The sequence below is a fragment of the Streptomyces sp. NPDC057002 genome (genome assembly GCF_042673825.1).
In the GTDB taxonomy this organism is placed as follows: domain Bacteria; phylum Actinomycetota; class Actinomycetes; order Streptomycetales; family Streptomycetaceae; genus Streptomyces.
This window is the reverse complement of the sequence record NZ_JBHURZ010000009.1, coordinates 119058-141396: the sequence shown is the minus strand read 5'-3', so window position 1 is coordinate 141396 and position 22339 is coordinate 119058. Positions and strand designations below refer to the sequence as shown.

The following is a 22339-nucleotide window of genomic DNA, read 5'->3' as shown; positions in this document are numbered from 1 at the left end:
CTGTCACCAGCCACAGCCTCCCGTATCGACACAACGAAGGACGATCGTGCTCATTGCCGGGTTCCCCGCCGGGGCCTGGGGGACGAACTGCTACCTCGTCGCCCCCGCCGCCGGTGAGGAGTGCGTGATCATCGACCCCGGCCATCAGGCCGCCGACGGCGTCGAGGAAGCGATCAGAAAACATCGGCTCAAGCCCGTCGCCGTCGTCCTCACCCACGGCCACATCGACCACGTGGCCTCGGTCGTCCCGGTGTGCGGCGCGCACGACGTGCCGGCCTGGATCCACCCCGACGACCGGTACATGATGAACGACCCCGAGAAGGGGATCGGCCGTTCCATCGGGATGCCGCTCCTGGGTGAACTGACCGTGGGGGAGCCGGACGACGTCAAGGAGCTGGCCGACGGGGCGAAGCTGGAGCTGGCGGGCCTGGAGCTGTCCGTCGCGCACGCGCCCGGCCATACCAAGGGGTCGGTGACCTTCGGCATGCCCGAGGCGGCGGACATCCCGCCGATCCTGTTCTCGGGCGACCTGCTGTTCGCCGGCTCCATCGGACGCACCGACCTGCCCGGCGGTGACATGGCCGAGATGCTCGACTCGCTGGGCCGCGTGTGCCTGCCGCTCGACGACTCGACCGTGGTGCTGTCCGGCCACGGCCCCCAGACGACCATCGGCCAGGAGCGCGCCACCAATCCGTATCTGCGGCAGGTGGCGGCCGGCCAGGGAGCCCACGACGCTCCCCGACGAGGAATGTGACGAGACCCTCCGTGAGCACCTTCAAGGCCCCCAAGGGCACGTACGACCTGATCCCGCCGGACTCCGCGAAGTACCTGGCGGTCCGTGAGGCGATCGCCGCCCCGCTGCGGGACTCCGGCTACGGCTACATCGAGACGCCCGGCTTCGAGAACGTCGAGCTCTTCGCACGCGGTGTCGGCGAGTCGACGGACATCGTCACGAAGGAGATGTACGCCTTCGAGACCAAGGGCGGTGACAGGCTGGCCCTGCGCCCCGAGGGCACGGCGTCCGTCCTCCGAGCCGCGCTGGAGGCCAACCTGCACAAGGCGGGCAACCTCCCGGTCAAGCTCTGGTATTCCGGCTCGTACTACCGCTACGAGCGTCCCCAGAAGGGCCGTTACCGCCACTTCTCGCAGGTCGGTGCCGAGGCGATCGGCGCGGAGGACCCGGCGCTGGACGCCGAGCTGATCATCCTGGCCGACCAGGCGTACCGCTCGCTGGGCCTGAGCGACTTCCGGATCCTGCTCAACAGCCTGGGCGACAAGGAGTGCCGCCCGGTGTACCGGACGGCACTGCAGGACTTCCTGCGCGGCCTGGAGCTGGACGAGGACACCCTGCGCCGGGCGGAGATCAACCCGCTGCGCGTCCTGGACGACAAGCGTGAGTCGGTCCAGAAGCAGCTGGGGGACGCCCCGCTGCTGCGCGACTACCTCTGCGACGCGTGCAAGGCGTACCACGAGGAGGTCCGCGAGCTGATCACGGCCGCGGGCGTCGCCTTCGAGGACGATGTGAAGCTGGTCCGCGGCCTGGACTACTACACCCGCACCACCTTCGAGTTCGTCCACGACGGTCTGGGCTCCCAGTCAGCGGTGGGCGGCGGCGGCCGCTACGACGGCCTGTCCGAGATGATCGGCGGCCCGGCCCTGCCGTCCGTCGGCTGGGCCCTCGGCGTCGACCGCACGGTCCTCGCCCTGGAGGCGGAGGGCATCGAGCTCGAACTCCCCGCCACCACCAGCGTGTTCGCCGTCCCGCTCGGCGAGGAGGCCCGCCGGGTCCTGTTCGCCAAGGTCACGGAACTCCGCAAGAACGGCATCGCCGCGGACTTCTCCTACGGCGCCAAGGGCCTCAAGGGCGCCATGAAGAACGCCAACCGCAGCGGCGCCCGTTACACGGTCGTCGCCGGCGAGCGCGACCTCGCCGAGGGCGTCGTCCAGCTCAAGGACATGGAGTCGGGCGAGCAGACGGCGGTGGGCGTGAACGAGATCGTGGCGGAGCTGGAGGCCCGGCTGGGCTGACGTGAGCGCGAAGGCGCCGGAGACACCCGGCGCCTTCCTCACTGCTCCAGCAGCCCGTACCGCATCGCGCTGGTGACGGCGGCCGTCCGGTCGTCCACCCCCAGCTTGCCGAAGATCCGCAGCAGGTAGGTCTTCACCGTCGACTCCCCGATGAACAGATGCCGTCCGATTTCCGCGTTCGTGCAGCCCTCGGCGACCAGGCGCAGTACGGCCGTCTCGCGCTCCGAGAGCCGGGGCCGGTCCGGCTTGGCCCGCAGCCGGTCCACCAGCCGGGCCGCGACGGACGGGGCCAGTACCGTCTCGCCGCGTGCCGCCGCCCGTACGGCCTCGGCGAGTTCGGCACGCGGCAGGTCCTTCAGCAGATAGCCCGCGGCCCCGGCCTCCACCGCCCGCAGGATGTCCCGGTCGGTCTCGTACGTCGTCAGCACGACCACCCGGCACGGCAGGCCTGCCCGCGTCATCCGCACGATGGAATCCACACCGCCGCCACCGGGCATCCGCAGATCCATCAGCACGATGTCCGGCCGCAACTCCGCCGCCAGCGCCTCCGCCTGCGGACCGCTGGACGCGTCGGCGACGACCTCCAGGTCCGACTCGGCACTGAGCATCGCCCGCAGCCCCTCCCGTACGACGGGATGGTCGTCGGCCAGGATGATCCGGATCACGGCATCTCCCTCCGCACGACCGGCAGTCGGACGGTCACGGCCGTGCCCTCACCCGGGGCACTGCGCACCTCCGCGGTCCCGCCCACCTCTACGGCCCGGGCCCGCAGCCCCGCGAGACCGTATCCGCCGCGGACCGCTGCCGGGTCGAAACCGCAGCCGTCGTCCCGCACGGACACCATGAGCGACTCGTCCCCGTACGCCAGCGACACGCCGACCTTCACCGAACTCCCGGCGTGCTTACGGGCGTTGGCCAGCGCCTCCTGGCAGGCGCGCAGGGCGACCACCTCGGGTCCGGCGGGCAGCGTCCGCACCGGCCCGGTCACCTCCAGCCTCGCGTCATGGCGGGCCGCGAGCCGGTGCAGCGCGTCCGGCAGGGTCGCGCCGTCCAGGTCGACGGGAGCGCCCCCGGCGACCAGGGCCCGGGCCTCGGCGAGGTTCTGCCGGGCCGTGTCGTCCATCAGCCGCAGATGACGCCGCGCCGCGGGCACGTCGTGATCCAGCTCCGCCTCGACCGCCTGGATCAGCATCACCAGACTCGTGAACCCCTGCGCGAGCGTGTCGTGGATCTCCCGGGCCAGCCGCTCCCGCTCGGCCAGCGCCCCGTGGGCCTCGGACAGCCGGCCGACCTCGTGCCGGCTGGCGTCCAGCTCCGCGATCAACTCGGCCCGCTCCTGGCTCTGCTCGATGATCCGGATCGTCCAGCTGCCGAGCGCCACCGAGAACACCAGGGTGACCAGGCAGAAGAGCACATTGAAGACCACATCCCGGGCGTCGGGGCGCCACAGCAGCGCCCAGCCCACCACGGGCACGAGGTTGATCACGGCCACGGCGACCAGCGCCGACCGCGACCGCAGCGTCATGAAGCACTGCGGGATCAGCGCGAAGGCCAGCAGCCGCGTCTCACCGGCGAGGACGGCCGACGGCAGGAACAGCGCCAGCGCCGCCGTCAGATAGCCGATGGTCCGCCGCTGGTCGGGCGGGTCGCCCTGGATCAGCCGGCGCCCGACCCCCACGTACAGCGGGACCAGCGGGACGAGCAGCGCCGCGGCGATCGCGCGGACCGGCCAGCCGGGATGCTCCGCGGCCAGCACATAGGCCACGGTGACGACCCAGATGAGCGCGAAGTACGTGTCCCAGAGCCGGAACGAGCGCTCCCAGGTGTAGGCGCTGCCGGCATCCGCCGTATCGCTCATCCCTCGCGCCGGTCCTTCCAGCGGAACGTCAGCAGGCACAGCGCCAATCCTCCGACGCACCACGCGGCGAGCACCAGAGCCACGCGTCCCAGCTCCCAGCTCCCCGCCTGCTCCAGCACCTGCGCCGACTCCGGCAGGAACACCCCGCGCAGCCCCTGGCACATCCACTTGAGCGGGAACAGCGCCCCGATCGTCAGCATCCAGTCCGGGATGGTGCCGATGGCGATGTACACCCCGGAGATGAACTGCAGCACCAGGAACGGCAGCACGACCACGGAACTGGCGCTGGTCGCGGACTTCGGCACGGAACTGATCGCGATGCCGAGCAGGGCGCACGCCGTGATGCCGAGCACGAAGATCCACGCCAGGTCGAACCAGCGGCCCGCGTCCGAGGGCAGGTCCACGTCGTACAGGGTGGTACCGACGGCGAGCAGGATCACCGTCTCCAGCAGACCGGTGAAAAGAACCAGCCAGATCTTGCCGAGGAAGTACGCCGTGGGCGGCATCGGCGTACCGCGCAGCCGGCGCAGCACCTTGTCCTGCCGCTCGACGGCGATCGAGATGCCGAGCGCCTGGAAACTCGTCGACATGATGCCGGCGGCCATCATCGCCGGGACGTACAACTGCGAGGCGGTGATGCCCGCGCCCTCCACGTCGTCCTTGAAGATCGACGCGAACAGGAACAGGAAGACGACCGGGAAGGCGAAGGTGAACACCACCTGGTCGCGCTGCCGGAAGAACTGCCTGATCTCCAGCGCGCCCCGCCCCAGCCCGAGCCCCCAGGCCCCGGGCAGCCGCTCGCCACCGACGTCACCGCGCTTCCGTACGACGGTCGCGGTCATCGCGGGTCCTCCTGACCGGTGAGCCGGAGATAGACATCCTCCAGCGTGGGCCGGCTCACCGTCAGCCCCGGGATCTCGCCGTCGAAGCGGTGCAGGAGCCCGGCGATCGTCCGGGTCGGCGTCTCGGTGCGCGCGACGCGCGGCGAGCCGTCCGGCTCCGTCCACCCGACCACGGCCTCCGTGCCGAACCGTTCCCGCAGCGCCCCGGGCTCGCCCTCGGCGACGATCCGGCCCTCGGCGACGATGGCCAGCCGGTGCGCGAGGGCCTCCGCCTCCTCCAGGTAGTGCGTGGTCAGCAGGATCGTCGTGCCGTCGTCGGCCAGGGCGCGGATCAGCGACCAGAACTGCCGCCGGGCAGCCGGGTCGAACCCGGTCGTCGGCTCGTCCAGGAGCAGCAGGTCCGGGCCGCCGATCACGCCGAGCGCCACGTCAAGGCGCCGCCGCTGACCGCCCGACAGCGCCTTGATCCGGCTCTCCGCCTTCGCCTCCAGACCGACCAGGCCGATGACCTCCCCGGGGTCGCGCGGCCGGGGGTAGTAGCGGGCGAAGTGCCCTACGGTCTCCCGGACCGTCAACTCGGCGGGCGCGGATTCGTCCTGCCAGACGATTCCGACGCGTGAGCGCCACGCGCGCGTGGCGGTCGCCGGGTCCGACCCGAGCACGGACACCTCGCCCGCGTCCCGGGTCCGGTTGCCCTGGAGGATCTCCACCGTGGTGCTCTTGCCCGCGCCGTTCGGGCCGAGCAGGCCGAACACCTCGCCGCGCCGGATGCCGAGATCGACGCCGTCGACGGCGGTCACGTCCCCGTAGCGCTTGCGCAGCCCTCGCACGTCCACGGCGAGGTCGTACCCGTGTGCTGTCATGCGACGATCGTCGGCCGGAACCGAACGTTCAGGGCCGACCGTGCGGCCATGCTTATGTCCACTGAACGGTGGACAGAGGCCCGTGTGCGGCACAATGGCCATGCCCGAAGATGGTCAGGCCTCAAGCGACGGAATCGGCGTGATGAGCAAGACGACAGTCAAGGACGTCTCCATGGAGCCCGAGACGGAGCGCGCCGAGACCGCGCCCCGCACCGAGGGCGGCAGCCGGGCCCTCGCCCTGCTGCTGGTGATCACCGGCGCGGCCGGACTGCTCGCCGCCTGGGTCATCACGATCGACAAGTTCAAGCTCCTCGAGGCCAAGGTCGAGGGCAAGACGTTCACGCCCGGCTGCAGCCTCAACCCCGTCGTCTCCTGCGGCAGCGTCATGGAGAGCAAGCAGGCCGCCGTCTTCGGCTTCCCGAACCCGATGCTCGGCCTCGTCTGCTACGGCATCGTCATCGCCGTCGGCATCAGCCTCCTGGCCCGCGCCCGCTACCCGCGCTGGTACTGGCTCACCTTCAACGCCGGCTGCCTGTTCGGCGTCGTCTTCTGCGCCTGGCTGACGTTCCAGTCCCTGTACCGGATCAACGCACTGTGCCTGTGGTGCTCCCTGGCCTGGGTCGCGACGATCCTCATGTTCTGGTACGTGACGTCGTTCAACATCCGCAAGGGCTTCCTCCCGGCCCCGAACTGGCTCAAGAGCTTCTTCGGCGAGTTCACCTGGGTCCTGCCCGTGCTGCACATCGGGATCATCGGCATGCTGATCCTGACCCGCTGGTGGGACTTCTGGACCAGCTGACCCGGCCGGTCCGGGGCCCCGCGGGATTGTCAGTGCCGTGACTTAGGGTTTCTGACGTGGAGCCCGACCTGTTCACCGCCGCAGCAGAAGAACGCCAGGAGAAGGAACCGTCCAGCAGCCCCCTGGCGGTCCGGATGCGCCCGCGCACCCTCGACGAGGTCGTGGGACAGCAGCATCTGCTCAAGCCGGGCTCGCCCCTGCGCAGACTGGTCGGCGAGGCCTCCGGCCCCGCCGGCGCCTCCTCCGTGATCCTCTGGGGCCCGCCCGGCACCGGCAAGACCACCCTGGCGTACGTCGTCTCCAAGGCCACAGACGCCCGCTTCGTCGAACTGTCGGCGATCACCGCGGGCGTCAAGGAGGTCCGCGCGGTCATCGACGGCGCCCGCCGCGCCTCCGGCGGCTACGGCAAGGAGACCGTCCTCTTCCTCGACGAGATCCACCGCTTCAGCAAGGCCCAGCAGGACTCCCTGCTCCCGGCCGTCGAGAACCGCTGGGTGACGCTGATCGCGGCGACGACGGAGAACCCGTACTTCTCGGTGATCTCGCCCCTGCTGTCCCGCTCGCTGCTGCTCACCCTCGAACCGCTCACGGACGACGACATCAAGGGCCTCGTCCAGCGCGCTCTCACCGACGAGCGCGGCCTCACGGGCGCCGTCGCCCTTCCCGAGGAGACCGAGAGCCACCTCCTGCGCATCGCCGGCGGCGACGCCCGCCGCGCCCTCACCGCCCTGGAGGCGGCCGCCGGAGCCGCCCTCGACAAGGGCGAGACGGAGATCGGCCTGACCACCCTGGAGGAGACGGTCGACCGGGCCGCCGTGAAGTACGACCGCGACGGCGACCAGCACTACGACGTCGCAAGCGCCCTGATCAAGTCCATCCGCGGCTCCGACGTCGATGCCGCCCTGCACTATCTGGCCCGGATGATCGAGGCCGGCGAGGACCCCCGCTTCATCGCCCGCCGCCTGATGATCTCCGCAAGCGAGGACATCGGCCTGGCCGATCCGAACGCCCTGCCGATCGCGGTCGCCGCCGCCCAGGCCGTCGCCATGATCGGCTTCCCCGAGGCCGCCCTCACCCTCAGCCACGCCACGATCGCGCTGGCCCTGGCGCCCAAGTCCAACGCCGCGACCACCGCGATCGGCGCCGCCCTGGAGGACGTACGCAAGGGGCTGGCCGGGTCCGTGCCCGCGCATCTGCGCGACAGCCACTACAAGGGCGCGACCAAGATCGGCCACGGCCAGGGCTATGTCTACCCGCACGACCTGACCGAGGGCATCGCCGCCCAGCAGTACGCCCCGGACGCGCTCAAGAACCGCGAGTACTACACACCGACCCGGCACGGCGCGGAGGCCCGCTACGCGGACGCGGTCGAATGGACCCGGAAGAACCTCGGTCGAAAGCGGTCCTGAGCACCCTGTAAACTCGGTCGGAGTGCCGCGTCCCGTGCAGTCAGAACGGGACAGTCGGCCGGAGCCGATCCTCGGACCGGCTCCAGGAGCGTCGCGCACCGTCGAACGGTGTCGCGGGCAGCCCACCACCACCCGTCCCGCGACGGGACCGGCCGGTGGGCCACTCGCGTGCTGCACGTATGTGCCCAGACCAGGGGAGCGGCTGCCCACCCCGTCCACGGACGAGGCGGGTTTCCCCGGCTGCGGATGCGACCTCCCACAACCCTGACAAGCCGAAACCAGGAAAAGAGAAACAGTGGCGAACCAGTCCCGCCCCAAGGTCAAGAAGTCGCGTGCCCTCGGCATCGCGCTGACCCCGAAGGCCGTCAAGTACTTCGAGGCCCGTCCCTACCCCCCGGGTGAGCACGGCCGCGGCCGCAAGCAGAACTCGGACTACAAGGTCCGTCTGCTCGAGAAGCAGCGTCTGCGCGCGCAGTACGACGTGTCCGAGCGCCAGCTCGTCCGCGCCTACGACCGCGCCTCCAAGGTCCAGGGCAAGACCGGTGAGGCCCTGATCATCGAGCTCGAGCGCCGTCTCGACGCGCTGGTCCTGCGTTCGGGCATCGCCCGCACGATCTACCAGGCCCGCCAGATGGTCGTCCACGGCCACATCGCGGTCAACGGCAAGAAGGTCGACAAGCCCTCCTTCCGTGTCCGTCCGGACGACGTCGTGCAGGTGCGCGAGCGCTCCAAGGAGAAGACGCTCTTCACGATCGCCCGTGAGGGTGGCTTCGCCCCCGACGGCGAGACCCCGCGCTACCTCCAGGTGAACCTCAAGGCCCTGGCGTTCCGCCTGGACCGTGAGCCGAACCGCAAGGAGATCCCGGTGATCTGCGACGAGCAGCTCGTCGTCGAGTACTACGCCCGCTGATCCTCGGCAGGCACGCGGTACAACAGCCCGCCGTCTCCCCGTCCCTTCCGGTCGGGCGAGGCGGCGGGCTTTCGCGAATCCGCCGTCGCCGGGCGGCAATCCGGTACGGAGCCGCACCCCCGGCGCGATAGGCTCGGGGCACGACTTTCTCGTATGCAGGCAGATGTTCAGGCACGTTTCAGGGAGCGGGTGCACACAGTGTCCGGTGGAGAGGTGGCCGGAATCCTGGTGGCCGTCTTCTGGGCGATCCTGGTCTCCTTCCTCGCCGTCGCGCTGGCGAGGCTGGCCCAGACGCTCAGGGCGACCACCAAGCTCGTGGCGGATGTGACCGACCAGGCCGTCCCGCTGCTGGCCGACGCCTCCTCGGCGGTGCGCTCCGCGCAGACCCAGATCGACCGGGTCGACTCGATCGCCTCCGACGTCCAGGAGGTGACGTCGAACGCCTCCGCGCTGTCGACCACCGTCGCCTCCACCTTCGGTGGCCCCCTGGTCAAGGTCGCCGCCTTCGGCTACGGCGTGCGCCGGGCCCTCGGCGGCCGCAAGGAGGACGTGCCCGCCAAGGCGTCCAGGCGTACCGTGATCGTGGGCCGCACGGTCTCTCGACGCGGCGCCCGAGGGAAGAGGGACTGAGAGCAAGCGATGTTCCGCCGTACCTTCTGGTTCACCACGGGCGTCGCCGCCGGCGTGTGGGCCACCACCAAGGTCAACCGCAAGCTGAAGCAGCTGACGCCCGAGAGCCTCGCCAGAACCGCGGGAAACAAGGCGATCGAGGCCGGCCACCGGCTCAAGGACCGCGCGGTCGACTTCGCGCTCGACGTCCGGGACAACATGGCCCAGCGGGAGGAAGAGCTGGGGGACGTCCTCGGCATCAACAGCGACCCCGAACTCCCCGCACCCCGGCGGTACACCGCCATCGAGAACCGCAGCAACCCGAAGTACGTCGACAGCGACAGGACGACGTACTCGTACAACCGGAATGAGGACCACTGATGGAGTCGGCTGAGATTCGCCGCCGCTGGTTGAGCTTCTTCGAGGAGCGCGGTCACACCGTCGTCCCTTCGGCGTCGCTCATCGCGGACGACCCGACTCTGCTCCTCGTCCCGGCCGGCATGGTGCCCTTCAAGCCCTACTTCCTGGGTGAGGTCAAGCCGCCCTTCGACCGCGCCACGAGCGTGCAGAAGTGCGTGCGCACGCCGGACATCGAAGAGGTCGGCAAGACCACCCGGCACGGCACGTTCTTCCAGATGTGCGGCAACTTCTCCTTCGGCGACTACTTCAAGGAAGGCGCCATCAAGTACGCCTGGGAGCTGCTCACCAGCCCCCAGGACAAGGGTGGTTACGCCCTGGAGCCGGAGAAGCTCTGGATCACCGTCTACAAGGACGACGACGAGGCCGAGCGCATCTGGCACGACGTCGTCGGCGTGCCGAAGGAGCGCATCCAGCGCCTCGGCATGAAGGACAACTACTGGTCCATGGGCGTCCCCGGACCCTGCGGCCCCTGTTCCGAGATCAACTACGACCGCGGCCCCGACTTCGGCGTCGAGGGCGGCCCCGCCGTCAACGACGAGCGGTACGTGGAGATCTGGAACCTCGTCTTCATGCAGTACGAGCGAGGCGAGGGCATCGGCAAGGACAACTTCGAGATCCTCGGCGACCTCCCCAGCCAGAACATCGACACGGGCCTCGGCCTCGAGCGACTCGCCATGATTCTGCAGGGCGTGCAGAACATGTACGAGATCGACACCTCCATGGCCGTCATCAAGAAGGCCACCGAGCTGACGGGTGTGGCCTACGGCGACGCCCATCACTCGGACGTCTCCCTGCGCGTGGTCACCGACCACATGCGCACCTCCGTGATGCTCATCGGCGACGGCGTGACCCCCGGCAACGAAGGCCGCGGTTACGTCCTGCGCCGCATCATGCGCCGCGCCATCCGCAACATGCGCCTGCTCGGTGCCACCGGTCCGGTCGTCAAGGACCTGATCGACACCGTGATCGGCATGATGGGCCAGCAGTACCCCGAGCTCATCACGGACCGCGAGCGCATCGAGAAGGTCGCCCTCGCCGAGGAGAACGCCTTCCTCAAGACGCTGAAGGCCGGCACCAACATCCTCGACACGGCCGTCACCGACACCAAGGCCTCCGGCGGCACCGTCCTGGCCGGCGACAAGGCCTTCCTGCTCCACGACACCTGGGGCTTCCCGATCGACCTCACCCTGGAGATGGCCGCCGAGCAGGGCCTCTCCGTGGACGAGGACGGCTTCCGCCGCCTGATGAAGGAGCAGCGGGAGCGCGCCAAGGCCGACGCCCAGGCCAAGAAGACCGGCCACGCCGGCACCGGCGCCTACCGCGAGATCGCCGACCAGGCCGGTGCCACCGACTTCATCGGCTACACCGCCACCGAGGGCGAGTCGAGGATCGTCGGCATCCTCGTCGACGGCGCCTCCTCCCCGGCCGCCACCGAGGGCGACGAGGTCGAGATCGTCCTCGACCGCACCCCGTTCTACGCCGAGGGCGGCGGCCAGATCGGCGACACCGGCCGGATCAAGGTCGACACCGGCGCCGTCATCGAGATCCGCGACTGCCAGAAGCCGGTCCCGGGCGTGTACGTTCACAAGGGCGTCGTCCAGGTCGGCGAGGTCACCGTCGGCGCCACGGCCCATGCCTCGATCGACTCCCGTCGCCGCACGGCCATCGCCCGCGCCCACTCGGCCACCCACCTCACCCACCAGGCGCTGCGCGACGCCCTCGGCCCGACGGCCGCCCAGGCCGGTTCCGAGAACCAGCCCGGCCGCTTCCGCTTCGACTTCGGCTCGCCGTCCGCCGTTCCCACGGCCGTGATGACCGACGTCGAGCAGCGGATCAACGAGGTCCTCTCCCGCGATCTGGACGTGCGCGCCGACGTCATGGGCATCGACGAGGCCAAGAAGGCCGGTGCCATCGCCGAGTTCGGCGAGAAGTACGGCGACCGTGTGCGCGTCGTGACCATCGGCGACTTCTCCAAGGAGCTGTGCGGCGGCACGCATGTGCACAACACCGCCCAGCTGGGCCTGGTGAAGCTGCTCGGCGAATCCTCCATCGGTTCGGGTGTCCGGCGCATCGAGGCCCTGGTGGGTGTCGACGCCTACAACTTCCTCGCCCGTGAGCACACGGTCGTCGCCCAGCTCCAGGAGCTGATCAAGGGCCGTCCCGAGGAACTCCCGGAGAAGGTCTCCGCCATGCTCGGCAAGCTGAAGGACGCCGAGAAGGAGATCGAGAAGTTCCGCGCCGAGAAGGTCCTCCAGGCCGCCGCCGGTCTCGCCGGGTCCGCCAAGGACGTCAGCGGAATTGCTGTCGTGACCGGTCAGGTCCCGGACGGCACGACCGCCGACGACCTGCGCAAGCTCGTGCTCGACGTGCGCGGACGCATCCAGGGCGGACGGGCCGCCGTGGTGGCCCTGTTCACGGTGGCGAACGGCAAGCCGCTGACGGTCATCGCCACCAACGAGGCCGCCCGCGAGCGCGGCCTCAAGGCCGGCGACCTGGTCCGTACGGCCGCCAAGACGCTCGGCGGCGGCGGTGGCGGCAAGCCGGACGTCGCCCAGGGCGGCGGCCAGAACCCGGCTGCCGTCGGGGAGGCCGTCGACGCCGTCGAGCGCCTGGTCGCCGAGACGGCCAAGTAAGAAACGGGTCAGGAAAGATGCGCAGAGGACGTCGACTCGCTATCGACGTCGGGGACGCCCGTATCGGGGTCGCCTCGTGCGACCCCGACGGGATCCTCGCCACCCCGGTGGAGACGGTCCCGGGGCGTGACATCCCCGCAGCTCAGCGGCGGTTGAAGCAACTCGTCGAGGAGTACGAACCGCTCGAGGTCGTCGTCGGACTCCCGCGCTCCCTCAAGGGGGGCGAGGGCCCGGCCGCGGTCAAGGTTCGTGCCTTCGTCCAGGAACTGGCCCGCATGATCGCCCCGGTTCCGGTCAGACTCATTGACGAACGCATGACCACGGTGACGGCCAGTCAGGGACTGCGCGCTTCCGGTGTGAAGTCCAAGAAGGGCCGTTCCGTGATCGACCAGGCAGCTGCGGTGGTCATCCTCCAGCAGGCGCTTGAATCCGAACGGGTGTCAGGTAAAGCACCCGGCGAAGGCGTCGAAGTGGTCATCTGATCGCGATACGGTAACGTTCCGCGCGATGCGCCGGTGTTCGAACAGCTGACGCACCAGAGAGAGGCGGACGGGAGCCCGGCCGGAAGCCGAGCGACCGCCGCCTCGCGGCTCTAGGGGATCGATGACTGAGTATGGCCGGGGCCAAGGCTCCGAACCGTGGCATCCGGAGGACCCGTTGTACGGGGACGGCGGATGGGGAGGACAGCAGGCCCAGCCGGGTCAGCAGTCCCCCTACGGCGGCCAGCCGCAGCACTATCCAGAGCAGCCGCAGCAGTCGCAGTACGGCGACTGGGGCACCGGTGAGCAGGCCGGATACGGTCAGGCGCAGCAGCACTACCAGTACGACCAGCAGTACGCGGCCCAGAGCCACGGGCATCAGCAGTACCCCGGGCAGGGGGACCACGGTCACCCGCAGGACCAGGGGTACCACCAGCAGCAGTACGACAACGGCGGCTGGGCCACCGGCCCTCACCAGCAGGTCTCGTATCCGGGCGACCCCGCCGACCCGTACGGGCAGCAGCAGGCCGGCGCCTACGGCGGAGGCCAGTCCGACTACTACGGCACACCCGACGCGTATCCGCCGCCGGAGCCCCCCGGCCGGCGCCGGGCCGAGCCGCCGCCGGAGCCCGAGACCGACTGGGACCCAGGCCCCGACCAGGGCGAGCACGCCTTCTTCGCGGGCGGCGACGACGATGACGACGAGCCGGGGGACCGACGCCGACGCGACGAGCAGCGGGGACGCGGCGGCAAACCCAAGAAGCGCCGCAACGGCATGGCCTGCCTGGTGGTCGTCCTCATCCTCGGCGGAGGCGTGGCAGGCGCCGGCTGGTTCGGCTACCAGTTCTACCAGGATCGTTTCGGCGACGCCCCGGACTTCGCGGGCGACGGCAGCGGGAAACAGGTCACCGTCGAGATCCCCAGGGGAGCGGGTGGCTACGAGATCGGGCAGGCGCTGAAGGAAGCCGGCGTCGTCAAGAGCGTCGACGCCTTCGTCACGGCTCAGGCCAACAACCCCGACGGCCAGAAGATCCAGGACGGCGTGTACACGCTGCAGAAGCAAATGTCGGCCGACAGTGCGGTCGAACTGATGCTCAGCCCGGAGAGCCGCGACAACCTGATCATCGCCGAGGGCAAGCGCAACGCCGACATCTACCGGCTGATCGACAAGCGGCTGGAGGTCAAGGACGGCACCACCGCCGCGATCGCCAAGAAGGACTACAAGAAGCTCGGCCTGCCCGCCTGGGCGCTGAACCACCCGAACGTCAAGGACCCGCTGGAAGGGTTCCTCTACCCCTCCAGCTACGGCATCGCCAAGGGGCAGAAGCCCGAGGGCGTGCTGAAGCAGATGGTGACACGGGCCACCGAGACCTACGAGACGCTCGGGGTGGAGAAGAAGGCCACGAGCCTCGGACTCGAAGACCCCTGGCAGCTGATCACCGTCGCGAGCATGGTCCAGGCCGAGGGCACCAGCCACGCCGACTTCCGCAAGATGGCCGAGGTCGTCTACAACCGGATGAAGCCCGGGAACCCGCAGACCAACGGCTTGCTGGAGTTCGACTCCACGTACAACTACATCAAGAACCAGAGCAAGATCGACCTGAGCCTGAGCGAGCTGCGGAGCTACGACAACCCGTACAACACGTACTTCCACAAGGGGCTGACGCCCGGGCCGATCGACAATCCCGGCGAGGACGCGATCAAGGGCGCCCTCAACCCGACCGACGACGGCTGGTACTACTTCATCTCGCTGGACGGCAAGACCAGTGAGTTCACCAAGACCAACGCCGAGCACCAGAAGCTGGTCGACAAGTTCAACGCCTCGCGGAACAACTGAGGAAGACCTGATGGCCGCACCACGCCGGGCCGCCGTACTCGGCTCCCCGATCGCCCACTCGCTCTCCCCGGTCCTGCATCGCACGGCCTACGAGGAGTTGGGGCTGAGCGGCTGGACGTACGACAGGTTCGAGGTCGACGAGGCCGCCCTGCCCGGGTTCTTCGAGACGCTCGGTGCCGAGTGGGCGGGGCTCTCGCTGACCATGCCGCTGAAGCGGGCCGTGATCCCGCTGCTCGACGCAATCAGCGAGACCGCGGCCTCGGTCGACGCGGTCAACACGGTGGTCTGCGCCCCGGACGGCCGCCGGACCGGCGACAACACCGACATCCCCGGCATGGTCGCGGCTTTGCGCGAGCACGGCATCGACAAGGTCGAGGCCGCCGCGGTCCTGGGCGCGGGTGCCACCGCCTCCTCCGCGCTGGCCGCGCTGTCGCGGATCTGCCCCGGCGAGATCGCCGTGTACGTCCGCAGCGAGGCCCGGGCCGCCGAGATGCGGCAGTGGGCCGAGCGGCTGGAGGTCCCGGTCCGCATCGCCGACTGGGCGGACGCCGAGCAGGCCCTGCGCGCCCCGCTGGTGATCAGCACCACGCCGGCCGGTGTCACCGACGCCCTCGCCCGGTCCGTTCCGGAGCGGCCGGCGGCCCTCTTCGACGTCCTCTACGACCCCTGGCCGACGGCCCTCGCCGCCCGCTGGTCGGCGTACGGCGGCGCGGTCGTCAGCGGCCTCGACCTGCTGGTCCACCAGGCCGTGCTGCAGGTCGAGCAGATGACGGGGCAGGCCCCGGCCCCCCTGGACGCCATGCGAAATGCGGGCGAACGCGCACTCGCGGCCCGCTAGGATCCGCTCTCGGTTCCGCAGGGGGCGGAACAGGGGAGGGGATACGAACCATGGCCACCGGCATGCCTCAGGCGTCCGTGAAGTCCCAGATATTCGAGTCCCTGCTGGGGTTCCTGCCCGACTGGGTACAGATCACGGTGCTCGCCCTGATCGTGCTCGCGGTCCTCGCTTCCTGGGCGGTCAAGATCAAGCGCAAGATCGCCCACCGGCGGGCCGAGCGGGGCGGGCAGCCCGTCCACGCGGCGGCCCGGTACGGGCAGGGGCGCGGAGCGGACTACCTGGGGGAGTACGCACCTTCCCAGCCATCGCAGCAGGGCAGCGGGGCCGACCATCTGGGCGCCTACGCACCGGGGCAGACGCCGCCCGCGCAGCAGCCGAGCGGCGCGGACTTCCTCGGCGCGTACGCGCCGCAGCGGCAGACGGGCGGCCCGGCCTCGTCCGCCTGATGGACCGGCGGCCGGGTCCGCACTCCGGACGTGGGAGGATCGTAGGTGGCGGACCGGGGCCGCGCACCCGGTCAGGCCGTCGCGTACGAGATGACGCGCGTACGCAGGGCAGTACGGGCGCGAGCACTGAGGAGCACCGTTGAGCAGGTTGCGCTGGCTGACCGCGGGGGAGTCCCACGGTCCCGCACTCGTCGCGACGCTGGAGGGTCTTCCCGCCGGCGTGCCGATCACCACGGACATGGTGGCGGACCATCTCGCGAGGCGCCGCCTGGGCTATGGGCGCGGCGCCCGGATGAAGTTCGAGCGCGACGAGATCACCTTCCTCGGCGGCGTCCGGCACGGCCTCACCCTCGGCTCCCCGGTCGCGATCATGGTGGGCAACACCGAGTGGCCGAAGTGGGAACAGGTCATGGCGGCCGACCCGGTCGACCCGGAGATCCTCGACGGTCTCGCCCGCAACGCCCCGCTGACCCGCCCGCGGCCCGGCCACGCCGACCTCGCCGGGATGCAGAAGTACGGCTTCGACGAGGCCCGGCCGATCCTGGAGCGCGCCTCGGCGCGTGAGACCGCGGCCCGGGTGGCCCTCGGCGCGGTCGCCCGGTCGTACCTGAAGGAGACGGCCGGCATCGAGATCGTCTCCCATGTGGTGGAGCTTGCGGCCGCGAAGGCGCCTTACGGCGTGTACCCGACGCCGGCGGACGTGGAGAAGCTGGACGCGGACCCGGTGCGCTGCCTGGACGCCGACGCGTCGAAGGCGATGGTCGCCGAGATCGACCAGGCCCACAAGGACGGCGACACCCTCGGCGGTGTGGTCGAGGTGCTGGCCTACGACGTGCCCGTCGGCCTCGGCTCGCACGTGCACTGGGACCGGCGTCTCGACGCCCGGCTGGCCGCCGCCCTCATGGGCATCCAGGCGATCAAGGGCGTGGAGGTCGGCGACGGCTTCGACCTGGCGCGGGTGCCCGGCTCCAAGGCCCACGACGAGATCGTGACGACCGACGAGGGCATCCGGCGCACCTCCGGCCGCTCCGGCGGCACCGAGGGCGGGCTGACCACCGGTGAGCTGCTGCGGGTGCGGGCGGCCATGAAGCCGATCGCGACCGTCCCGCGGGCGCTCAAGACCGTGGACGTCGTCACCGGCGAGGCGACCGCCGCCCACCACCAGCGCTCCGACGTGTGCGCCGTGCCGGCGGCCGGCATCGTCGCCGAGGCGATGGTCGCCCTCGTCCTCGCGGACGCGGTCGCCGAGAAGTTCGGCGGCGACAGCGTGGCCGAGACCGGCCGCAACGTCCGGTCCTACCTCGACAACCTGGCCATCCGGTGACCCCGCTGATCGTGCTGGTCGGTCCGATGGGCGTGGGCAAGTCCACCGTCGGGCAGCTGCTGGCCGAGCGGCTCGGGGCCGGATACCGGGACACCGACGACGACATCGTCGCCGCGCAGGGCCGGACGATCGCCGAGATCTTCGTCGAGGAGGGCGAGACCGCCTTCCGCGCGATCGAGAAGCAGGCCGTGCGGGAGGCCCTGGCCGGGCACGACGGCGTGCTGGCCCTGGGCGGCGGCGCCGTCCTCGACCAGGACACCCGCGAGCTGCTCGCCGGGCAGCGGGTCGTGTACCTGTCGATGGACGTCGAGGAGGCGGTCAAGCGCACCGGCCTCAACGCGGCCCGGCCGCTGCTCGCCATCAACCCGCGCAAGCAGTGGCGCGAGCTGATGGAGGCCCGTCGGCACCTGTACGAGGAGGTCGCCACGGCCGTCGTCGCCACCGATGGCCGTACGGCCGAAGAGGTCACCGAAGTCGCCCTGGACGCAGTGGAGTTGAAGGAAGCATGAGCGAGGCAGTGACGCGGATCCAGATCGGCGGCACGGCGGGCACCGAGCCCTACGAGGTCCTGGTGGGCCGGCAACTCCTGGGCGAACTGGCCGGGTTGATCGGCGGCAGGGCCAAGCGGGTCGCGATCGTCCACCCCGAGGCCCTGGCCGAGACGGGTGACGCGCTGCGCGCCGACCTGGCCGAGCAGGGCTACGAAGTGGTCGCCATCCAGGTGCCCAACGCGGAGGAGGCCAAGACCGCCGAGGTCGCCGCCTACTGCTGGAAGGCGCTGGGCCAGTCCGGGTTCACGCGCACGGACGTCATCGTCGGCGTCGGCGGCGGCGCGACCACCGACCTGGCCGGATTCGTGGCCGCCACCTGGCTGCGCGGGGTGCGCTGGATCGCGATCCCGACCACCGTGCTGGCCATGGTCGACGCGGCCGTCGGCGGCAAGACCGGCATCAACACCGCCGAGGGCAAGAACCTGGTGGGCGCCTTCCACCCGCCCGCCGGTGTGCTCTGCGACCTCGCCGCGCTGGACGGCCTCCCGGTCAACGACTACGTCTCCGGGCTCGCGGAGGTCATCAAGGCCGGTTTCATCGCCGACCCGGTGATCCTGGACCTCATCGAGTCCGACCCCGAGGCCGCCCGCACCCCGGCCGGCCCGCACACCGCCGAGCTCATCGAGCGCTCCATCCGGGTCAAGGCCGACGTGGTGTCGTCCGACCTGAAGGAGTCGGGCCTGCGCGAGATCCTCAACTACGGCCACACACTCGGCCACGCCATCGAGAAGAACGAGCGCTACAAGTGGCGCCACGGCGCTGCCGTCTCCGTGGGGATGCACTTCGCCGCCGAACTCGGCCGCCTGGCGGGCCGGTTGGACGACGCCACGGCCGACCGCCACCGCACCGTCCTCGAAGCGGTCGGCCTGCCGCTGTACTACCGCCACGACCAGTGGCCCAAGCTGCTGGAGACCATGAAGGTCGACAAGAAGTCCCGCGGCGACCTGCTGCGGTTCATCGTCCTCGACGGTCTGGCCAAGCCCACCGTCCTGGAGGGACCCGACCCTGCCGTGCTGCTCGCCGCGTACGGCGAAGTGGGGCAGTAAGTCCTCCCGCGCTCCTTACGTCCGAAACAGCCTTACGGCGCCGGGCACTTCGGGCCGCCCCCGGCCGTTCACACAACGATCGCCGGGGGCGGTACCGTTCGGTAGCAGCGGGTTCCGCCCCCGCAGTCAGCGCCCATCGCCTGTACGAGACGGAGTGGCACCGGATGCAGCACGCAGTGGGTTCTCCGCTGCCGCCGCCCCACCAGCCGGGGCAGGGACCGGCCGCCGGCTGGTCGCCGGCCGCACACCACCCGGGTTCGCACCCCCCGGGCGCACACCAGGGCTCCGCCCCCGTGCCCCCGCCGCCCCCGGCACCGGGATACCCCGCTCCACCGCCCGGACCGGCCGCACCCCCGCCTCAGGTCCCCGCTCCCGCCGCGCCGGACACCACCGGTCATGTGCCGCTGCCGCCGGGCGGTCCGGTCGCCATGCCCAGCGCGCCGCCCGCCGCGGCGGGCCCCGACCTGACGGGCACGACGCTCGCGGTGCTGCTCATCGGCCCCGCGGGCGCCGGAAAGACCAGCGTCGCCAAGTACTGGGCGGACCATCGCCGGATCCCCACGGCCCACATCAGCCTCGACGACGTACGCGAATGGGTCCGCTCGGGCTTCGCCGACCCCCAGTCCGGGTGGAACGACAACTCGGAAGCCCAGTACCGCCTCGCCCGCCGCACCTGCGGCTTCGCCGCGCGGAACTTCCTGGCCAACGGCATCTCCTGCATCCTCGACGACGCGGTCTTCCCCGACCGGCCCGTCGTCGGCCTCGGCGGCTGGAAGCGACACGTCGGGCCGGGCCTGCTGCCGGTCGTCCTGCTGCCGGGCCTGGAGATCGTCCTGGAGCGCAACGCCGAACGCTCCGGCAACCGCCGCCTCAGCGACGACGAGGTCGCCCGCATCCACGGCCGCATGGCCGGCTGGTACGGCTCGGGCCTCCCGATCATCGACAACTCCCAGCTCGACATCCCGCAGACGGCCCAGGTCCTGAACGACGTCCTGTCCCGCTCCATCGCCAGCCCGCCCCAGTGGTAGCCGCCCCGCTGCCCCACTCGGCCTCTCCCGAACGGCGCCGAACCCGCGAAGCTCATACGCTCGGGTCATGTCAGAGGTGTACGCGGCCCGCCGGACGCGTCTGAGGGAATACTGCAACGCGGGCGGCAGCGCGGCGGCGCTGGTCTCCCGCCCCGCCAACGTGCGCTATCTCGCGGGCCCCGCCCCGAACGGCGCCGTTCTGCTGCTGGGCAAGACCGAGGACCTCCTGGTGTGTGCCGGCCCGATCGAAGGCCGCTCCACGCAGGAACGCCCCGACGAGGCCCTGCGCGTCCAGAATCTCCCCGGATCCGGCGGCGGCGACCCGGCCGTCGCGGCCGCCGGCCTCGCCGCGGGCCAGGGCGCCGACTCGCTCGCCGTGGAGGAGCACCACCTCACCGTGGCCCGGCACCGCGCCCTCGGCTCGGTCGCCCCCCGGCTGCGCCTGGCGGGCCTCGGCTGCGCCGTCGAGCAGCTCAGGGTGGTGAAGGACGAGGAGGAGATCTCCTGCCTGCGCATCGGCGCCGAGATCGCCGACCAGGCCCTCGGTGAACTGCTGGAGTCCATCCTCGTCGGCCGGACCGAGCGCCATCTCGCCCTGGAGCTCGAAAGACGCCTCGTCGACCACGGGGCCGACGGACCGGCCTTCCCGACCTCCGTCGCCACCGGGCCCAACGCCGGCCGCCCCGGCCACCGGCCCACCGACCGCCGTGTGGAGGAGGGCGATTTCCTCTCCGTCTGCCTCGGCGCGACCTATCGCGGCTACCGCTGCGAGATCGGCCGTACGTTCGTCATCGGCACGGCTCCCGCGGACTGGCAGATCGAGCTGTACGACCTGGTCTTCGCCGCCCAGCGCGCCGGACGTGAGAGCCTGGTACCCGGCGCCGCCTGCCGGGACGTCGACCGGGCCGCACGCCAGGTGCTGGACTCCGCGGGGTACACGGAGGGCCTCACGGCCCTGACCGGACACGGGGTCGGGCTCGAAATCGACGAGGACCCTCAATTGAGTCCCGCGGCCATGGGTAAACTGGACGCTTGCGTGCCGGTCACCGTCGAACCGGGGGTCCACCTCCCGGGCCGGGGTGGTGTCCGGATCGATGACACGCTCGTCGTCCGCCCCGAGGCGGACGGCGGACCCGAGCTACTCACCATCACGACCAAGGAGCTGCTCGCCCTGTAGGTAGGCAGGTGCGTGCCCCAGGGTCGTACGTCAGTCCAGGAGATTCCGCAACCGTGGCTTCCACGAACGACCTCAAGAACGGCATGGTGCTCAAGCTCGAAGGCGGCCAGCTCTGGTCCGTCGTCGAGTTCCAGCACGTCAAGCCCGGCAAGGGCCCGGCCTTCGTGCGCACCAAGCTCAAGAACGTGCTCTCCGGCAAGGTCGTCGACAAGACCTTCAACGCCGGCGTCAAGGTCGAAACGGCCACCGTCGACAAGCGGGACATGCAGTTCTCCTACATGGACGGCGAGTACTTCGTCTTCATGGACATGGAGACCTACGACCAGCTGCACGTCGACCGCAAGTCCGTGGGCGATGCCGCCAACTTCCTGATCGAGGGCTTCACCGCCACCGTCGCGCAGCACGAGGGCGAGGTGCTCTTCGTCGAGCTGCCCGCCGCCGTCGAGCTCGTCATCCAGGAGACCGAGCCGGGCGTCCAGGGCGACCGCTCCACGGGCGGCACCAAGCCCGCCACGCTGGAGACCGGCCACCAGATCCAGGTGCCGCTCTTCATCACCACCGGTGAGAAGATCAAGGTCGACACCCGCTCCAGCGACTACCTCGGCCGGGTGAACAGCTAACCGTGGCTGCCCGCAACACGGCCCGCAAGCGCGCCTTCCAGATCCTCTTCGAGGGGGACCAGCGCGGCGCCGAGGTCCTGACGGTCCTCGCCGACTGGGTCCGGCTCTCCCGGGCCGACACCCGGCAGCCGCCGGTGAGCGAGTACACGATGGAGCTGGTCGAGGGCTACGCGCAGCGCGCGAAGCGCATCGACGAGCTGATCGCCCAGTACTCGGTCGGCTGGACGCTCGACCGGATGCCGGTCGTCGACCGCAACATCCTGCGGCTCGGCGCCTACGAGCTGATCTGGGTCGACGAGACCCCGGACGCCGTCGTCCTGGACGAGATGGTGCAGCTGGCCAAGGAGTTCTCCACGGACGAGTCGCCCTCGTTCGTGAACGGCCTGCTCGGTCGGCTGAAGGACCTCAAGCCCTCGCTCCGCCGCGACGAGGACTGAGACAGACGGAATGCCGGAGGGCCCGCAGCAAGCTCGCTGCGGGCCCTCCGGCATTCCCTTCTGCGACCGGGGCCCTCAGGCCCCCAGAACGCCGCCGGGGGGGGCGGGCCCCAAAGGGTGGGGGCGCCCCCGCCGCCCCGTTGAGCGCAGGGCCCGGGGGGGGTCAGGGGGCGTCGTTGGCGGCG

The 22339-nt window shown here is 70.7% G+C and carries 23 protein-coding genes; 19 read left to right on the top strand and 4 right to left on the bottom strand.

The annotated features are described in order from the left end of the window. Window positions 1-46: 46 nt before the first annotated feature. Together ACFT32_RS35990 and hisS are read left to right on the top strand one after the other, a co-directional pair. Window positions 47-754, top strand: coding sequence for an MBL fold metallo-hydrolase (locus tag ACFT32_RS35990; protein ID WP_359896489.1), 708 nt, complete (start codon window positions 47-49; stop codon window positions 752-754). A gap of 11 nt (window positions 755-765) precedes the next feature. Beyond that, the gene (gene hisS / locus ACFT32_RS35985; RefSeq protein WP_382497622.1) at window positions 766-2028 is read left to right on the top strand and encodes a histidine--tRNA ligase; all 1263 of its coding nucleotides are present in this window, start codon (window positions 766-768) and stop codon (window positions 2026-2028) included. Window positions 2029-2066: 38 nt separating this feature from the next. On the opposite strand, the gene ACFT32_RS35980 is transcribed toward hisS, so the two are convergent. From ACFT32_RS35980 to ACFT32_RS35965, 4 genes are read right to left on the bottom strand one after another with little or no spacing between them, the layout of a single operon-like run. Then, the gene (locus ACFT32_RS35980) at window positions 2067-2693 is read right to left on the bottom strand and encodes a response regulator (RefSeq protein ID WP_382497620.1); all 627 of its coding nucleotides are present in this window, start codon (window positions 2691-2693) and stop codon (window positions 2067-2069) included. Further along, on the bottom strand, window positions 2690-3886 hold the full coding sequence (locus tag ACFT32_RS35975) for a sensor histidine kinase (protein ID WP_382497619.1): 1197 nt from the start codon (window positions 3884-3886) through the stop codon (window positions 2690-2692). The genes ACFT32_RS35980 and ACFT32_RS35975 overlap by 4 nt, the downstream gene beginning before the upstream one ends. After that, a complete protein-coding gene (locus tag ACFT32_RS35970) occupies window positions 3883-4728 on the bottom strand; it encodes an ABC transporter permease (RefSeq protein ID WP_382497617.1) in 846 nt (281 codons plus the stop codon). The genes ACFT32_RS35975 and ACFT32_RS35970 overlap by 4 nt, the downstream gene beginning before the upstream one ends. Continuing rightward, window positions 4725-5591, bottom strand: coding sequence for an ABC transporter ATP-binding protein (locus ACFT32_RS35965; protein ID WP_382497616.1), 867 nt, complete (start codon window positions 5589-5591; stop codon window positions 4725-4727). Before ACFT32_RS35965 ends, ACFT32_RS35970 begins: the two co-directional genes overlap by 4 nt. Before the next feature lie 142 nt (window positions 5592-5733). Here ACFT32_RS35965 and ACFT32_RS35960 point away from each other — a divergent pair, with 142 nt between their 5' ends. From ACFT32_RS35960 to nusB, 17 genes are all read left to right on the top strand, one after another. Continuing rightward, a complete protein-coding gene (locus tag ACFT32_RS35960) occupies window positions 5734-6390 on the top strand; it encodes a vitamin K epoxide reductase family protein (protein ID WP_382497614.1) in 657 nt (218 codons plus the stop codon). A 56-nt stretch (window positions 6391-6446) separates the two neighbouring features. Next, on the top strand, window positions 6447-7799 hold the full coding sequence (locus tag ACFT32_RS35955; protein ID WP_382497612.1) for a replication-associated recombination protein A: 1353 nt from the start codon (window positions 6447-6449) through the stop codon (window positions 7797-7799). A gap of 295 nt (window positions 7800-8094) precedes the next feature. Continuing rightward, complete coding sequence (rpsD, locus tag ACFT32_RS35950; RefSeq protein ID WP_053668303.1) at window positions 8095-8709, top strand: 30S ribosomal protein S4; 615 nt, start codon at window positions 8095-8097, stop codon at window positions 8707-8709. A 189-nt stretch (window positions 8710-8898) separates the two neighbouring features. Then, window positions 8899-9339 carry a DUF948 domain-containing protein gene (locus ACFT32_RS35945; protein WP_382497610.1) on the top strand — a complete coding sequence of 147 codons (441 nt, stop codon included), beginning with the start codon at window positions 8899-8901 and terminating at the stop codon, window positions 9337-9339. Window positions 9340-9348: 9 nt separating this feature from the next. Further along, on the top strand, window positions 9349-9699 hold the full coding sequence (locus ACFT32_RS35940; protein WP_382497608.1) for a hypothetical protein: 351 nt from the start codon (window positions 9349-9351) through the stop codon (window positions 9697-9699). After that, on the top strand, window positions 9699-12371 hold the full coding sequence (gene alaS, locus ACFT32_RS35935) for an alanine--tRNA ligase (RefSeq protein ID WP_382497606.1): 2673 nt from the start codon (window positions 9699-9701) through the stop codon (window positions 12369-12371). Before ACFT32_RS35940 ends, alaS begins: the two co-directional genes overlap by 1 nt. A 17-nt stretch (window positions 12372-12388) precedes the next feature. Further along, on the top strand, window positions 12389-12853 hold the full coding sequence (gene ruvX, locus ACFT32_RS35930; protein WP_382497604.1) for a Holliday junction resolvase RuvX: 465 nt from the start codon (window positions 12389-12391) through the stop codon (window positions 12851-12853). Window positions 12854-12974: 121 nt separating this feature from the next. Further along, window positions 12975-14687, top strand: a complete 1713-nt coding sequence (gene mltG / locus ACFT32_RS35925) for an endolytic transglycosylase MltG (RefSeq protein WP_382497602.1) — start codon at window positions 12975-12977, stop codon at window positions 14685-14687. Window positions 14688-14697: 10 nt separating this feature from the next. Then, window positions 14698-15525 (top strand): shikimate dehydrogenase, encoded by an 828-nt coding sequence (locus ACFT32_RS35920; protein ID WP_382497600.1) that lies wholly within the window; start codon window positions 14698-14700, stop codon window positions 15523-15525. A 50-nt stretch (window positions 15526-15575) separates the two neighbouring features. Next, window positions 15576-15971 carry a hypothetical protein gene (locus ACFT32_RS35915; protein ID WP_382497598.1) on the top strand — a complete coding sequence of 132 codons (396 nt, stop codon included), beginning with the start codon at window positions 15576-15578 and terminating at the stop codon, window positions 15969-15971. A 139-nt stretch (window positions 15972-16110) separates the two neighbouring features. Further along, window positions 16111-17295 carry a chorismate synthase gene (gene aroC, locus ACFT32_RS35910; RefSeq protein ID WP_189726439.1) on the top strand — a complete coding sequence of 395 codons (1185 nt, stop codon included), beginning with the start codon at window positions 16111-16113 and terminating at the stop codon, window positions 17293-17295. A 26-nt stretch (window positions 17296-17321) separates the two neighbouring features. Further along, window positions 17322-17804 (top strand): shikimate kinase, encoded by a 483-nt coding sequence (locus ACFT32_RS35905; RefSeq protein WP_382498118.1) that lies wholly within the window; start codon window positions 17322-17324, stop codon window positions 17802-17804. Then, a complete protein-coding gene (gene aroB / locus ACFT32_RS35900) occupies window positions 17801-18892 on the top strand; it encodes a 3-dehydroquinate synthase (RefSeq protein WP_382497596.1) in 1092 nt (363 codons plus the stop codon). Before ACFT32_RS35905 ends, aroB begins: the two co-directional genes overlap by 4 nt. Before the next feature lie 164 nt (window positions 18893-19056). Continuing rightward, a complete protein-coding gene (locus ACFT32_RS35895) occupies window positions 19057-19920 on the top strand; it encodes a Pro-rich N-terminal domain-containing protein (RefSeq protein ID WP_382497594.1) in 864 nt (287 codons plus the stop codon). Window positions 19921-19987: 67 nt separating this feature from the next. Beyond that, on the top strand, window positions 19988-21097 hold the full coding sequence (locus ACFT32_RS35890; RefSeq protein WP_382497592.1) for a M24 family metallopeptidase: 1110 nt from the start codon (window positions 19988-19990) through the stop codon (window positions 21095-21097). A gap of 53 nt (window positions 21098-21150) precedes the next feature. Continuing rightward, the gene (efp, locus tag ACFT32_RS35885; protein ID WP_189726434.1) at window positions 21151-21717 is read left to right on the top strand and encodes an elongation factor P; all 567 of its coding nucleotides are present in this window, start codon (window positions 21151-21153) and stop codon (window positions 21715-21717) included. A gap of 2 nt (window positions 21718-21719) precedes the next feature. Further along, window positions 21720-22154: a transcription antitermination factor NusB gene (nusB, locus tag ACFT32_RS35880; RefSeq protein ID WP_184597187.1), complete on the top strand. Its 435-nt coding sequence runs from the start codon at window positions 21720-21722 to the stop codon at window positions 22152-22154. Window positions 22155-22339 lie beyond the last annotated feature (185 nt).